Source organism: Saccharopolyspora sp. NPDC045839 (assembly GCF_056431645.1).
This window is the reverse complement of sequence record NZ_JBWKKH010000008.1, coordinates 178,234-191,037: the sequence shown is the minus strand read 5'-3', so window position 1 is coordinate 191,037 and position 12,804 is coordinate 178,234. Positions and strand designations below refer to the sequence as shown.

At 70.0% G+C, this 12,804-nt stretch carries 16 protein-coding genes; 6 read left to right on the top strand and 10 right to left on the bottom strand.

Translation table 11 applies throughout. The features are described from left to right. Nucleotides 1-362: 362 nt before the first annotated feature. Nucleotides 363-1,025 carry a nitroreductase family protein gene (locus AC07EQ_RS14430; RefSeq protein ID WP_478388422.1) on the bottom strand — a complete coding sequence of 221 codons (663 nt, stop codon included), beginning with the start codon at nt 1,023-1,025 and terminating at the stop codon, nt 363-365. A gap of 120 nt (nt 1,026-1,145) precedes the next feature. Between AC07EQ_RS14430 and AC07EQ_RS14425 the strand changes: the two genes are divergently transcribed. From AC07EQ_RS14425 to AC07EQ_RS14415, 3 genes are all read left to right on the top strand, one after another. Next, complete coding sequence (locus tag AC07EQ_RS14425) at nt 1,146-2,363, top strand: hypothetical protein (RefSeq protein ID WP_478388421.1); 1,218 nt, start codon at nt 1,146-1,148, stop codon at nt 2,361-2,363. A gap of 73 nt (nt 2,364-2,436) precedes the next feature. Next, nucleotides 2,437-3,324, top strand: coding sequence for a sigma-70 family RNA polymerase sigma factor (locus AC07EQ_RS14420; RefSeq protein ID WP_478388420.1), 888 nt, complete (start codon nt 2,437-2,439; stop codon nt 3,322-3,324). Nucleotides 3,325-3,336: 12 nt separating this feature from the next. After that, nucleotides 3,337-3,687 (top strand): DoxX family protein, encoded by a 351-nt coding sequence (locus AC07EQ_RS14415; RefSeq protein ID WP_478388419.1) that lies wholly within the window; start codon nt 3,337-3,339, stop codon nt 3,685-3,687. A gap of 147 nt (nt 3,688-3,834) precedes the next feature. On the opposite strand, the gene AC07EQ_RS14410 is transcribed toward AC07EQ_RS14415, so the two are convergent. Further along, nucleotides 3,835-4,671: an EamA family transporter gene (locus AC07EQ_RS14410; RefSeq protein WP_478388418.1), complete on the bottom strand. Its 837-nt coding sequence runs from the start codon at nt 4,669-4,671 to the stop codon at nt 3,835-3,837. 118 nt (nt 4,672-4,789) lie between these two features. Between AC07EQ_RS14410 and AC07EQ_RS14405 the strand changes: the two genes are divergently transcribed. After that, on the top strand, nt 4,790-5,365 hold the full coding sequence (locus AC07EQ_RS14405) for a helix-turn-helix domain-containing protein (protein WP_478388417.1): 576 nt from the start codon (nt 4,790-4,792) through the stop codon (nt 5,363-5,365). 214 nt (nt 5,366-5,579) lie between these two features. Here AC07EQ_RS14405 and AC07EQ_RS14400 read toward each other — a convergent pair whose 3' ends face one another. Together AC07EQ_RS14400 and AC07EQ_RS14395 are read right to left on the bottom strand one after the other, a co-directional pair. Continuing rightward, nucleotides 5,580-5,786, bottom strand: coding sequence for a hypothetical protein (locus tag AC07EQ_RS14400; RefSeq protein WP_478388416.1), 207 nt, complete (start codon nt 5,784-5,786; stop codon nt 5,580-5,582). Between the two features lie 40 nt (nt 5,787-5,826). Then, nucleotides 5,827-6,048, bottom strand: coding sequence for an HC3 family zinc finger protein (locus AC07EQ_RS14395; RefSeq protein ID WP_478388415.1), 222 nt, complete (start codon nt 6,046-6,048; stop codon nt 5,827-5,829). Nucleotides 6,049-6,110: 62 nt separating this feature from the next. Between AC07EQ_RS14395 and AC07EQ_RS14390 the strand changes: the two genes are divergently transcribed. Further along, the gene (locus AC07EQ_RS14390) at nt 6,111-7,085 is read left to right on the top strand and encodes a helix-turn-helix domain-containing protein (RefSeq protein ID WP_478388414.1); all 975 of its coding nucleotides are present in this window, start codon (nt 6,111-6,113) and stop codon (nt 7,083-7,085) included. 15 nt (nt 7,086-7,100) lie between these two features. After that, entirely contained in the window at nt 7,101-7,301 is a 201-nt protein-coding gene (locus AC07EQ_RS14385) for a DUF397 domain-containing protein (RefSeq protein WP_478388413.1), read from the top strand. A gap of 115 nt (nt 7,302-7,416) precedes the next feature. On the opposite strand, the gene AC07EQ_RS14380 is transcribed toward AC07EQ_RS14385, so the two are convergent. The 6 genes from AC07EQ_RS14380 to AC07EQ_RS14355 form a co-directional block, all read right to left on the bottom strand. Next, nucleotides 7,417-8,385: an SGNH/GDSL hydrolase family protein gene (locus AC07EQ_RS14380; protein ID WP_478388412.1), complete on the bottom strand. Its 969-nt coding sequence runs from the start codon at nt 8,383-8,385 to the stop codon at nt 7,417-7,419. Between the two features lie 152 nt (nt 8,386-8,537). Then, nucleotides 8,538-9,533 (bottom strand): hypothetical protein, encoded by a 996-nt coding sequence (locus AC07EQ_RS14375; protein ID WP_478388411.1) that lies wholly within the window; start codon nt 9,531-9,533, stop codon nt 8,538-8,540. A 3-nt stretch (nt 9,534-9,536) separates the two neighbouring features. Beyond that, a complete protein-coding gene (locus tag AC07EQ_RS14370) occupies nt 9,537-9,803 on the bottom strand; it encodes a hypothetical protein (protein WP_132486913.1) in 267 nt (88 codons plus the stop codon). A gap of 99 nt (nt 9,804-9,902) precedes the next feature. Then, entirely contained in the window at nt 9,903-11,195 is a 1,293-nt protein-coding gene (locus AC07EQ_RS14365; RefSeq protein WP_478388410.1) for a heparan-alpha-glucosaminide N-acetyltransferase domain-containing protein, read from the bottom strand. Nucleotides 11,196-11,287: 92 nt separating this feature from the next. Next, entirely contained in the window at nt 11,288-12,352 is a 1,065-nt protein-coding gene (locus tag AC07EQ_RS14360) for a DUF3459 domain-containing protein (RefSeq protein WP_478388409.1), read from the bottom strand. Nucleotides 12,353-12,368: 16 nt separating this feature from the next. Beyond that, nucleotides 12,369-12,752 carry a globin gene (locus AC07EQ_RS14355; protein WP_358576286.1) on the bottom strand — a complete coding sequence of 128 codons (384 nt, stop codon included), beginning with the start codon at nt 12,750-12,752 and terminating at the stop codon, nt 12,369-12,371. Nucleotides 12,753-12,804: the final 52 nt, after the last annotated feature.

Sequence of the window (12,804 nt, the reverse complement as noted above, 5' to 3'; positions counted from 1 at the left end):
TTCATCCTGGTTAGCCCGCAGTCGCGGGTCGCAAAGCTGTACGTCGGTGGGGTGTCGCATGCGCCGAAGGCGCATAGCCCACCGCCGCAACTGGCACCGCTGCGGGTTCTCAGATGCTTCCTGGCGAGGACGGCCCCTCCGCCGTGTATTGGGCATGCATCAGGAGGGGCACCCACAGTCCAGGGAGCCTCTGAGGTTCCGCTACCCGCACCGCCACGCAAAACGAGGTTGGAAAAACCCTCAATGGAACTCCACTGCGTGGCGAACCGGAAGGGAGTAGAGCACGGGCGCGGCAGGCGAAACACCGGCAAGGCAGGTTCATGCCAGTTTCCGGTGCGGTGCGGCGGAATCCGAGGCCGGCCTCAGTCGAGGAAGGTGACGGTCTCGGCGAGCGGGGCGCGGTCGATGCGGGCGTGTTTCGCCGAGATGTCCTCGAATCCGATCGACATGCCGCAGAACAGCACGAGTTCGTCCGGCGGCGAAACGACTTCCGCGACGGTTCGGCGGTAGACCGACCACGCCATCTGCGGGCAGCTGTGCAGTCCTTCGGCGCGGAGCAGCAGCATGACGGTCTGCAGGTACATGCCCATGTCGGCCCACTGCGCCGAGCCCATGCCGCGGTCGATGTAGCAGAACAGCGCCGCCGGAGCGCCGAAGCAATTCCAGTTCGCGGCAACGGCTTCCCGCCGCGCCTGCTCGTCCCGCCGCGGGATCCCGAGCGCGGCGTAGCGCTGCGCACCGGCGGCGATCTGGCGCTCGCGGTAGGCGGATTTCAGATCGGGCGGATACATCTCGAATTCGCGCTCGTCGCCGGGATCCCCTGCGGCCAGGCGCTCGGCGGTTCGCTCCTTCACCTCGGCCAGCGCCGTGCCCGTCAGCACGAAAGCCTTCCACGGCTGGAGATTCCCTCCGGACGGCGTGCGGGCGGCAGCGGTGAGGACGCGCACGAGCAGCTCTTTCGGCACCGGCTCGTCGGTGAATCCCCGCACCGCCCGTCGACTCCGGACCGCTTCGTACACGTCCACAGGCCGCCTCCCTGATCGCTCGAAGTTCGCCACCACGTCGACACCTGGCGAAGGGAGAACGTGACCGATGAACCGGGACCTAGACTCGATGTCGATCAGACGCGGCGAAGTGGGGCGGGCATGGGTGCGACCGAGGAGATCGAGCGGATCGCGCTGGATCCGGCCCTGTCGGTGCCGGAGAAGGACGAGCGCATCATCGCCTTCCTGGCGCAGTCGGCTGATCGCGGGGTGCCGGCGGCCGTCGAGTGCCTCATGACGACCTCCGATCGCCGCGTCTCCGAGTTCGTCGCCGCCTACCTGGAGCTGATCCACGGGGCGGGCGAGGAGAAGGCGCGCGTGGCGGAGAGGTTGCGCGGTGCCGGTGAAGTCGCGGCGTCGGCGGCGAGGCTCGTGCCCTGGATGCCGGATTCCCTGATCGACGCGTTCATCCAGGACCACCTGGCGTCGCCGGACCCGCAATCCCCGGTGTCCAGCGTCGTCTTCACCATCGCGATGCACCGCCCGGAACGCCTGCGGCCCTACGCCGACCGCGTCGAAAGCGCTCCGATGAAGCGGAGCCTGCTGTCCGGCGCGCCCGACGAGTTCGCCGACTCGCTGCTGGAGAGGTGGCGCGCGGAGCAGGATCTGAACGACCTCTGGACACTCGCGCTGATCCGCACCTCGCACGCCGCCGACCTCATCGAGTCCGTGGTGGACGAGGTCGCGGATCCGGACGACTGGGACTGGCTGATGCCGCTGGCCGGCCGCCTGCCGGACACCCGGAAGCCCGCGGGTTTCCAGCCTGCTTTCCTGGGTTTCGTGGCGGATGCCGGCGAGAGCGCCCACGTCATGGGCGGAGACCCCGGCGGGGATGTTCCGCTCTGCGCGGACTGCCGGATGCCCGCAGAGCGGATTCTGACCCTTTCCGCCGAGGCGATGCCGAACGCGCTGAGCCGGGACCCGTCGTTCTACTGGTTCACCTGCGACTGCGCCGAAGTGGATCGCATCACCGTGCGCTTCACCCCGGCGGGCACGGAGGTCTACTTCAACCCCCAGGGGCCGAGCAGCGGTGAATCCCGCCTGCTCCCGGGGGAGCGGTCGCTGGTCTTGGAGCCGCACCCCAACCAGCACGGCGTGAGCCTCCCGGCGTTGCCGAGGGCGAAGCACCAGGTGGGCGGGCTGCCGCGCTGGCCGTCGCCGGAGACGCACCCGATCTGCCCGGTGTGCGGCAACTTCATGCCGTTCCTGGTGTCCATTGAAGGTGGCCCGACGCCGTTCGGCCGGATGGGCTTTGAGGAGCTGCTCTTCGGCTTCTGGTGCGACTCCTGCGCCGTCTCCAGCACCCAGACCCAGTACTGAGGCCTCCGCGACGCCCCGCACGGGGTGAGTCACCTTTTGCGCCTCTCGCCCGTCAGACAGGTAGGAGCTGCGCGTGGCGGGAGGCGAAGAACGCATGTTCGGGTTCGAAACGGCGCCGGGCGGGGACGAGGCGTTCCACCGGGAGCGACCGCACCTGCTCGCGGTGGCGTTCCGCCTCCTCGGGTCGGAGGCCGATGCCCAGGACGCCGTGCAGGAGGCGTGGATCAGGTACCTGCGGGCCGATGTCGGTGGCATCGAGAACCTGCCCGCCTGGCTGACCACCGTGGTGACCCGGTTGTGCCTGGACCTCCTGCGCCGATCGCGCGAGGTTCCGCAGGAGCCGGCCGCCATGCCGGAACCGGCGGACCCCGTCGACGGTCCGGAGGAGGTCGCGCTCCTCGCCGGAGATCTGAGCGAGGCCATCGCGATCTTGCTCGACCAGCTGACGCCGCCGCAACGGGTCGCGCTGATCCTGCACGACGTGTTCGGCACGCCGTTCGACGAGGTGGCGCACGTGCTGGGCACGACGCCCGGGTCGGCCAAGAAGCTGGCCAGCCGCGCGCGGGCGCGGGTGCGGCCGGCCAGTGCGGCGGACGCCGATCCCGGCGCCGCACGGCACGTGGTGGCTGCCTTCCTGAAAGCGGCGCAGCAGGGCGACATCGACGGCCTCGTCGAGGTCCTGCACCCCGAGGTGACGAGAACGGCCGATCCGCAGGCGCTTCCGCCCGGCGCGGAGCTGCGGGTGCGGGGCGCGCGAACCGTCGTCGACGAGACGCGGGCGTTGCGGGCCAACGCCCGGCAAGCGCGCGTGGTGTCGATCAACGGGCGGCCCGGAATCGCGGTCATGGCCGATCACGGCCCGCGCATCGCGTTGCTCTTCCACGTCGCGGCCGGGCGAATCGTCCACTACGACGTCGTTGGAGATCCTGCCCGCCTCGCCCGGCTGCGCATCACCGACTAGCGAGGAGAAACGATGTTCATCACCTACGTCGTCGTCACGGCCGTCACCATCGCGGCGAATGCCGGGATCGCCATCGCGGACCTGGCGAAGGCGGACTTCGTCCTCGCCAACTCGGCCAAGGTGGACGTCCCGCGATCGTGGCTGCCGATGCTGGGAACGCTCAAGGCGGCCGGCGCGGTGGGTCTTCTGCTGGGCCTGCTCGGATTCCAGGCCATCGGCGTCGCGGCCGCGATCGGGCTCGTCGCGTTCTTCGTGGGCGCGATCGTCGCCCACGTGCGCGCCCGGCAGATCAACACCATCGCGGGCCCGGGAGTCTTCCTGGCCATGGCCGTTGCGTCGCTGGTCCTCGCGATCGCCGGGTGATCAGTCGTGGAGGTGATCGGCGGTGGAGATGAGTTCGTCGAGCCGGTGCAGCGCAGGAGCGGTGGTTTCGCGCGAAACCGCCGCCGGTGTCAGGTGCGTCGGGTGCCTTCGGATGAACCGGGCGGAGCCGGTTTGGAACGATCTCGGTCAGGTCAGGGCGAGGAGGCTGACGGCGACGGCTGCGGTGCCCAGGCCGACGAGCTGGCCGCGGTGGATCCGCTCGGCGACCACGCCGCGGGCGAGCAGGATGGTGCCGGCCGGGTAGAGGGCGATGATCACCGCGACGACGGCTAGGTCGCCGCTCCGGGCGGCCAGCAGGAACAGCAGGTTCGCCACCGAGTCCAGCGCGCCCGCGGCCGCCGATATCGCGTACGCGGGCCGCTCCGGCCCCAGCCTGCGGCGCATCAGCCCCGCCGCGGCCAGGACGACGGCCGACGAGACCGCCCGCCCCACGATCAGCGGAGCCACCCCGCTGTCGGATGGTGCCTGGTGCAAGAAGATCAGCTGGAGCGCAATGGCGGTGCCCGCGCCGAAGGCCAGCAGCAGCGCGGTGCGCGAAGGACGTGACGACCTCGCGCCGTGTCCGGCGCTGACCAGCACCACCGCCACCAGCGCGAGCGGCAGGCCGACCATTCCGGCGGCGGCCAGGTGCTCGCCCTGCAGCAGCCCCACGCCGACGGGCAACGCGGCCGACACCAGCGCGGTCACGGGCGACAGCACGTTCATCGGACCGATCGCCAGGGTGCGGTAGAGCAGGGCGAACGCGGCGGCCGAGGCGACCCCCGAGGCCGCACCCCAGGCGAAGGTCGCGGTGCTGAACGAGGCGCCGAGCAGCGGCCACAGCAGCAGTTCGATCACGAGGCTGGCCGGGGCCGCGATCATCACGGTGCGCAGCACATGAGCCTTGCGGGCGCCGAGGCCGCCGAGGAAATCGGCGCACCCGTAAGCGAGCGAGCTGCCGACGGCCAGCAGCAGAGCGAACACGGCGAATCCCCTATCCTTTTCATTGGAACGACTACACGGTACAACAAATTGACCGCAGGGCTCAATCGACCGACCGCGAAGTTCATTGGAATGGTCCAGCCCCGAGGATGGTGCTCAGATGACCGAGACGGCCGCAGCGCTGCGGACGGTCGCGCACAACGTCCGGGCGGCCCGCGTCCGCGCGGGTCTGTCCCTGGAGGAACTCGGCCGGCGCGCCCAGGTCAGCAAGGGTGCCCTGGTGGGGCTGGAGAAGGCCCAGGGCAACCCGAACCTGGCCACCCTGGTCCGGCTGGCCGACACCCTCGGCATCTCGGTGTCCGCCCTGATGCAGGGGTCGCCCGAGGGCCGCGTCCGCGTCGTGGCCACCGACGACGTGGCGCCGCTGTGGACCGGGGAGCGGGGCGGCGAGGCCCGGCTCGTCCTGACGACCTCGGGCCCGGCCCCCGTCGAGGTCTGGCGCTGGCGGCTGGAGCCGGACGAGGTGTACCCCAGCCACCCGCACCAGGCCGGAGTCGTGGAAACCGTCAGCGTCACCGCCGGCCGGATGACCCTGGTGGTGGACGGCGAGGAGCACACCGTCGAAGCCGGGCAGACCGCGACGTTCGACGGCGACGCCCCGCACACCTATCGCGGCGCGGGCACCGAAACCTGCGACCTGATCATGACGGTCCACCTACCGCCGGACCCCCGCTGAAGAACTCGGACCGCATCGCCGGGCCTCGGCTGGTACCTGTACAAACGCGCATGCCCTAGCTGACGAGGCGAGGGGCACCCGTGACGAGTTCGTCGGTCACGGGTGCCCCCGCCCGTGGCCGGGCGCGGGGCGGGGGAGGTGCGCCCGGCCACTGGCGGACCGGTGCCGGGGTCGGGGAAATGCCGCACCGGTCCGGCTTCGGGAGTGGGCGGAGCTAGGTCGGCTCACGCAGGCGATGTCGCCCGGCGCCGGATTCTTCTAGCGCTGCTTGGCGTTCCGCCTCGACCTGGGCGATCAAGTGCCAGACGGTGTAGTCACCCTCGCCTCCGCCGGAGTGCCGCGCCCGGGGTAAGCGCGAGAACACCATGCCGAAGATGAGGACGTTGATCAGCAAGAGCGTTGCGAGCTGGAGCCAGAACATGGTGAATCCTTTCGCCGTCGAATCCGGTTGCGTCTGAGCGCTACTGGCGGGATGCGAGGACCAGCCAGCACGCCATGCAGGTGTCCTCGCGTATCCAGGCGATCTCGGGCGCGATCCGCTGCAACTCGTCGGTGCTGACTTCGACACCGCACAACGCGTTGACCACCAGCCCCGGTTCGGCATTCCGTGCGGCCGAATCGAAGGCGTGCCGACCACCGGAAACCGGCTGCCAACGCCCGATTTTCGCGCCACCAGGCAACATCTCGACTCCTTCCGTTCGATCAACGATGTGATCAGAGTGGCGCGAGCAAAGGTAAAAGTGCAATGGTCACTTTGCGAAAATCGAGAATGCAACCGGTTCGAGTGACTATCTGCAGAAAGCCTTTCAGGTCAGCACGTTTGACGGCAGGGTGTCCGGTGTTGACGCGATGGAGGTGGATCATGGTTGTCCACGGTGGACCAACGGTTCGGCGTCGCCGACTGGCAGCGGAGTTGAGAAGGCTTCGAGACGTCGCCGATGTCAGTTGGGAGCGGGCGATCGCCGAACTCGACTTCTCCCGATCCAAGCTGAGCCGGATCGAGACGGCGCGTTCCGGCGTGACCGTCAACGATGTGCGGGCAATGTGCGGGCTCTACGGCGTGTCCGGCCCCAAGCTGGACGGTTTGCTCGAACTAGCCCGGCAGGCGAAGAAGAAAGGCTGGTGGCATCCCTACACCAAGGTGATGTCGGAGTGGTTCGAGGTGTACATCGGGCTTGAGTCGGAGGCCGCAGCCGTTCGGAACTTCGAAATCGACCTGGTTCCCGGTCTGCTCCAGACCGAGCAGTACGCGCGTGCGATCATCCGGTCCTGGGCTCCGGATGAGTCGGACGACCACAACGAGCAGCGCACTCAGCTCCGAAAAGCCAGGCAGGCGCGGCTCACCGATGAGGCGGAACCGCTGAAGTTCTGGGCGATCATCTCGGAGGCGGCGATCCGCCAGCAGGTAGGCGGCACGGACGTCATGCGCGATCAGCTGAAGCACTTGCTCTCGATGTCGAAGCTGCCGAACGTGACGGTTCAGGTGCTGCCGTTCCAAGCAGGGGCGCATGCGTCGCTGGGCACCGGATTCTCGATGTTGTCGTTCCCGGATCCGATCGACCCTGACGTCGTCTACCTGGAGTTCCTCACCGGCAGCCTCTATTTGGAGGAAGCGGTGGAGATCGAGCGGTATACGCTGAACTTCGACCACCTGCGAGCGACGGCCCTCGATCCGCGGGATTCCGCAAAGCTGCTCAACAAGGTGGCGCTGGAGATGTAGCCGTACCCAGGGAGAGTGACCGTGTTATCCGCGCAGACTCGGTGGCGTAAGAGCAGCTACAGCAATGGTGGCGGCAACTGTGTTGAGGTGGCTGTTGGTTCTGAGTGCACCGGGGTGCGGGATACGAAGGACCGGGCCGGCGGTGCCTTGATCGTGTCGGCGAGCCAGTGGCGGAGCTTCGTCGCCGCCGTGAGGTCCGCGCGCTTCGAGCTCTGAAGCTGCCGATCACGTTCGGCGTCCGGCTGAAAGCCGGTCGGCTTCAACGTTTCCGCTGGATACGGGGTCGTGAGTACTTTGGGTCGATATAGCGGCCCAAAGTACTCACGACGCCTCAGCGCTCGACGGTCGCCAGGTGCTCGGCGACCTCGGTGCGGGCCGCTTTCTCCTGCGGTCCGGCCTGTTCCGCTTGGGTCTTGGCCTCTTCGGCGGCTCGGGTCGCGGCTCGCTCGGCTTCCGCGACATCGGGCTCTTGTCCATTGAGGACATTCGCGATGATGCTGGCTTCGGCGGCCATCGCCGATGCGAACGGGTGGTACGGCGCCGCGTCCGGCCGCAGCTGCCGGCCGTTGATCCAGGCCGCCCCGCCGGTGGCGCAGGCGTCGTGGCCCAGCGACGGCCCGTAGGTGTCGACGAACGTTGCGCCGGTTCGCTCGGCAGCGCCCTCGATGGCGGCGTTGAGCGCCTGCTCGATCTCGTCGGCGTAGCGGTAGTCGCCGTCGGCCAGCGGGAGGACGTCCGGGCAGTAGCCCGTCTCCGGCACGATGCGCGGATAGCCGATGACCAGGATCTTCGCGCCAGGCGAGCGCTCCTGGACGCCCTCGACGACGTCGGCGACCCGGTGGCCGGTGATTTCGATGCGGCGGAGGAGGTCGTCCCCGTCGTCATCGGCGAAGTGGTCGCGGCACGGCGATCCCGTCGGGTCCGCGGCGCGCAGGGCCGTGCAGGTGGCGATGGTGTCGCCGAAGACGCCCAGGTCGTTGCCTCCGATGCCCAGCGTGACGAGATCCGTGTCCTCGTCGAGGGCATCGAACTGCGGCCCGGAGTACCAGTCCTGGGCCCGGAGCATGTCCGTGGTGTCGGCGCCGCCGCAGCTGACGTCGGTGAACTCGGCCGGCCCGATCTCGCGGGCCAGCAGCGCCGGGTAGTTGTTCGTCGAGCGCCCGCACAGCAGCGGGTCGAGGCGCATCCACGGGACCAGCGGGGCGGAGGTGAAGGAGTCGCCGAGGGCCACGTAATGCCGGTACTCGGGCTCGGCGGACGCCGGGGCGGCGCCGAGCGACAGGCCCGTCAATGCCGACAACGCGACCGCACCAGCTCTGCGTGCAAGCCCGGACCGACCCATCTGAGCGCCTCCACTATTCGCCTACCAATGAGTAGGTAGTGAAGACGATCACAGTGCCCGACGGCAAGGTTCCGGCCGGAACTTCCCATTACCTGAGAAAGTTTCACGATTTAGTCGCCGGTGGGCGGCTCCGAGGGCGGGCCGGGACCGGTGGTGCTCGTCGGCTCGCCGGTGCTGGTGGGCGTCGCCGTGGTGGTGGGCTCGGTCGTGGTCGGCGGGGTTCCGGTCGTCGTCGGCTCCGTCGTCGGTTCCTGCGTTGGTTCCTGCGTCGTGGTCGTCGGCGGATCGGTGGTCGTCGGAATCGTTGTGGTGGTCGGCACCGTGGTGGTCTCGGTGATCGGCGCAGGGGTGACGGGTCCCGGGACCACGGGCTTCGCCGGAGGCGCCTGGTGCTGAGCGGTGTCCTCGGTCGTGCCCGGAGCCTGCAGCGGCACCTGGGTCACGGTCTCGTCCGATCCGCTCGTGCCCTGAGTACCTGGGCTGACGCCCGACGTGCCGACCCCCGGCGTCCCCGGGGTGCCCGGTGTGCCCGACGTGAGCGGCGCGGCCAGAGGCTGCTGATCACCCGAGGACGGGGGTGGAGCGGGCGGCGGGGGAGTGCCCGGAACCTGGCCGGCCAGCGGCAGTTCCGGGGCCGCCGCGTCGGGCGAGTACCGGGGTGATTCCGGCGTGGTGTTCTCGGCGAACGGCGGAAGCCGGTCCAGCAGGCCCGGCGGGATCAGGCCGAGGAACGGATCCGGGAACGGCGCCGTCAGCGTGTAGCTGGCCGCCGCCACGGCGGCCCCGAACGCCGCCGTCGCCAGCGAGACGCGGAACTGCCTCCGCAGCGGCAGGGGTCGGAGCGCCTCGCCCGGGACGGGCGAGGCCAGCGGTTCGTCCACCAGCCACCGCCGCACCGCGGCGCCGTCCCGCGCGAACCCGGCCCACACCCGGCCGAGCCACGTCGTCGCGTTGCCCAGGTGGTCCTGCAGCGCCGCCACCGGGAGCGGGCTGGTCGACAGCGGTCCGGCCGGCTCGGCCGGAAAGGGGTCGGCCGCCTCGCGCACCAGGCCGGCCAGGTGGTCGAGGCGTTCCCGGAGGATCGCCGGATCGGTCGGCTTGGACATGGCTCAGTCCTCGGCTTCCCCGAACCGGATGCTCGACAGCGCCACACCGTCGTAGCGCCACCACCGCTCGGTCGAGAGGTCCAGGATCCAGGCGTCGTGCTCGCGCACGATCAGCCCGATGCCCAGCGCGCGGCGGCGGAAGGTCGAGTCGTCGATGCTGCCCGCCTCCAGCTCGTCGAGCAGGGAGCGGTAGTTCGCCATGGCCTTGCCGAGCGCGGGTGGGATTCCGACCGCGTCCGATGCGTTGTCGGTCCGGTGCCGGAAATTCATTCGAGATCACCTCCGGATGAGCGACGCCATCCGTCCACGCAACGATGCGCGCCGCACGGCTGTTAAGAGGCGAAAGTCCCTCCGGCGCCGGGACCGAGCTCAGTGCCGCCGGAACAGGTGCTCGGTGATGCGCCGGACGCTCTCGCTGACCGCCGCCTCCAGTGGACCGCGGCGGAAGAACCGCCGCCAGATCAGCGGGAAGGCGATCGAGAAGATCAGGAACACCTCGGGCATGTAGGTGTTCACGAACGCCACCACGCCGTCCGGGTGGTGGCCGTCGCGCGGGAACGCCGGCATGTTCGGGACGTCCGTGGGCAGCGCCGGGCCCATGCTGGCCAGCTGCGCCAGGGTGTCCGGCACGCCGCTGAGCGGCCAGCCGCCGACGACGATCTGCCAGGCCAGCACCAGCGCGTGGACTGCGTACAGCGTCAACGCCATCGAACCGGCCGCGGCCAGCGGCTTCAGCAGCCGCCCGGTCCGATCGGCCAGCTCCAGGCACACCGCGACGAACACCAGCGCGATGCCGCCGGAGTCGAGCAGCTCGAACGTCGTGCCGCTGTGCGCGGCGGCGGCCACCAGCCACTCCGGGTGCTCGATCGGGACGGTGCCCTCGATCTGCCCCTGCGGCACCCCACCAACGATCTCCACCAGCCAGCTCGACACCTGGTAGTCGACCATCGTCACCGCCAGCCCGGTCGCGGCCAGCCAGCACCGCACCTTGGTCGACCGCAGGTCCAGCCGCCCGACGGCCATCCCCGCCAGCACCAGCGGCAGGTACGACGCGGCCGGGTAGAAGCCGAGCAGCAGCAGGTTGAACAGCCCGGCGTCGGCGATCAGGTGCCCCGGGTCGACCAGGTCGACCGCGTCGACGATCGCGCGCATCGGCGTGTCCCCGGCGATCCAGGTCCGCAGCACGAACGACAGCTGCGGGCCGACCGCGGCCGCGACCACCGAGGCGATCAGCATCCCGCGCGCCCGCAACCGGATGAACGGCACCGCGAGCAGGAAGTACAGCCCGTAGAACGGGATGATCACGGTGAGCAGGAAGCCCGTCGCCGCGGTCGCTTTCGCCAGCGCGATGCCGACCACCAGCAACAGCAACGCGCGCACCGCGATCCGGATGCGGGCCTGCCGCAGCGCCTCTCCGGTCGGCGGCTCGCTGCGCCCGGTCATCATCGCCAGCGACACCCCGGCCAGCAGGGTGAACAGCGCGGTCGACCGGCCGCTGGAGAACTGCGCGATCCACACCTCCACGTCGCCGTGCGCGAACGGCACGCCGAAGTGGATGCAGAACATCCCGAACACCGCGAAGAACCTGGCGATGTCGATGCCGACCAGCCGACGGGTGCGTTCCGTCCGAGGAGAGCTCAGCGCTGGCGCGACGGCAGTCATAGCATCCAGTGGGTGTCAGCGGGATGGTTTTACCAAAATTTACCGCCACCCGTTCCGGCCCACTCGCGCCCGGTCGCCTTTGGAGGCCGGACTCACACCAGCCAGGCCGCGGTGCCCGGCGGCAACTCCCCGGGGCCCACCGGCCGCGACGACAGCAGCACCTCGCCCGGCGGCAGCGGCACCGGCTCCGGCGAGGTGTTCAACGCGCAGATCAGGGTGGTGCCGGTGCGCCGGAACGCGAAGCACCCCGCCGGCGCGCCGAACCACTCGACCTCGTCGCCGGCGAACGCCGGATGCGTGCCCCGGGTCTCCAGCGCGTGCCGGTACAGCGACAGCGTGGACGCCTCGTCCTCCAGCTGCGCCTCCGCGGTGAAGGACACCCAGTCGGCCGGGATGATCGACGACCAGTCGGCGTCGGCGGCGGAGAAGCCGAACGGCGGCTGGTCGCCCTCCCACGGCATCCGGACGCGCTGCGTCCCGGGCAGGCCGAGCTCCTCGCCGTGCCGCAGGCAGACCGCGCCGGGCAGCGCCAACTGCACCAACGCCATCGCGCGCACCGGCGTCAGCGCCGCGTCGTCCCGGCTCTGCTGGGTGTCGCGGCTGGCCATCGCCCATGCCGGGCGCGGCCCGGGGGCGGCGAGCACGTCCGTGATCGCCTTGCGGACCTGGTCGGCGTCGAAACCGGCGACGGCCAGGTCGAGGTGGAACGACAGATGCCAGTCGCCAGGGCCGCTGCCGATCACCACGCGATCCTGGTGACCGGCCAGCGCGGCGCCGATGGCATCGGCCGGATCGGGGCGCGGGGCCAGGTGGAAACCATCGGCCCCGTGCTCCAGCCACGGCAACAGCACCGATGCCGGGTCGCTGCGCGCGGGATCCACGTCGAGCGAGAGCATCACCCGCATCCCGGAGTCGTGCGCCTCGCCGAGCAGCTCGGCGAAGGGACCCGCCGCCGGATCGAGCCCGGCCGCGCCGGCCAGCACGATCGCGTCGACCTCGAGCAGTTCCAGGTAGCCGAGCCGGCCCGTCAGACCGGCGAGGTCGCCGATCCCGTCACCATCGCCGTCGGCGAACGAGCCGACGTCGACCTGGTAGCACACCGCATCCCACCACCACGGCCGCTCGCCGTGGCCCGCCAGCGCGTCTGCCCGCCGCATCACCAGGTCCTTCTGCTCAGAACCACGAATTGATCATGCTGTTGGCGGCCATTTCCATGTACTGCCACAGCTGGTCGCGGTGCTCCGGCCGGAGATCGACCTCGTCGACCGCGATCTGCATGCAGCGCAGCCACGCGTCGCGCTCCGCCGGGCCGATCTTGAACGGCGCGTGGCGCATCCGCAGCCGCGGATGACCGCGCCGGTCGGAGTAGGTGTGCGGGCCGCCCCAGTACTGGATCAGGAACAGCCGCAGCCGCTCCTCGGCGGGCCCGAGGTCCTCCTCCGGGTAGAGGGGCCGCAGCAGCTCGTCCTTGGCCACCTCCTCGTAGAACCGCGCCACGATCCGGTGGAAGGTCGCCTCGCCGCCGACCTGCTGGTAGAAGGTCTCCACGGAAGTCACGGCTCCATCCTCTCAGGGGCGGCTTCGATTTTGGGCGGCCCTGTGGCCGAAC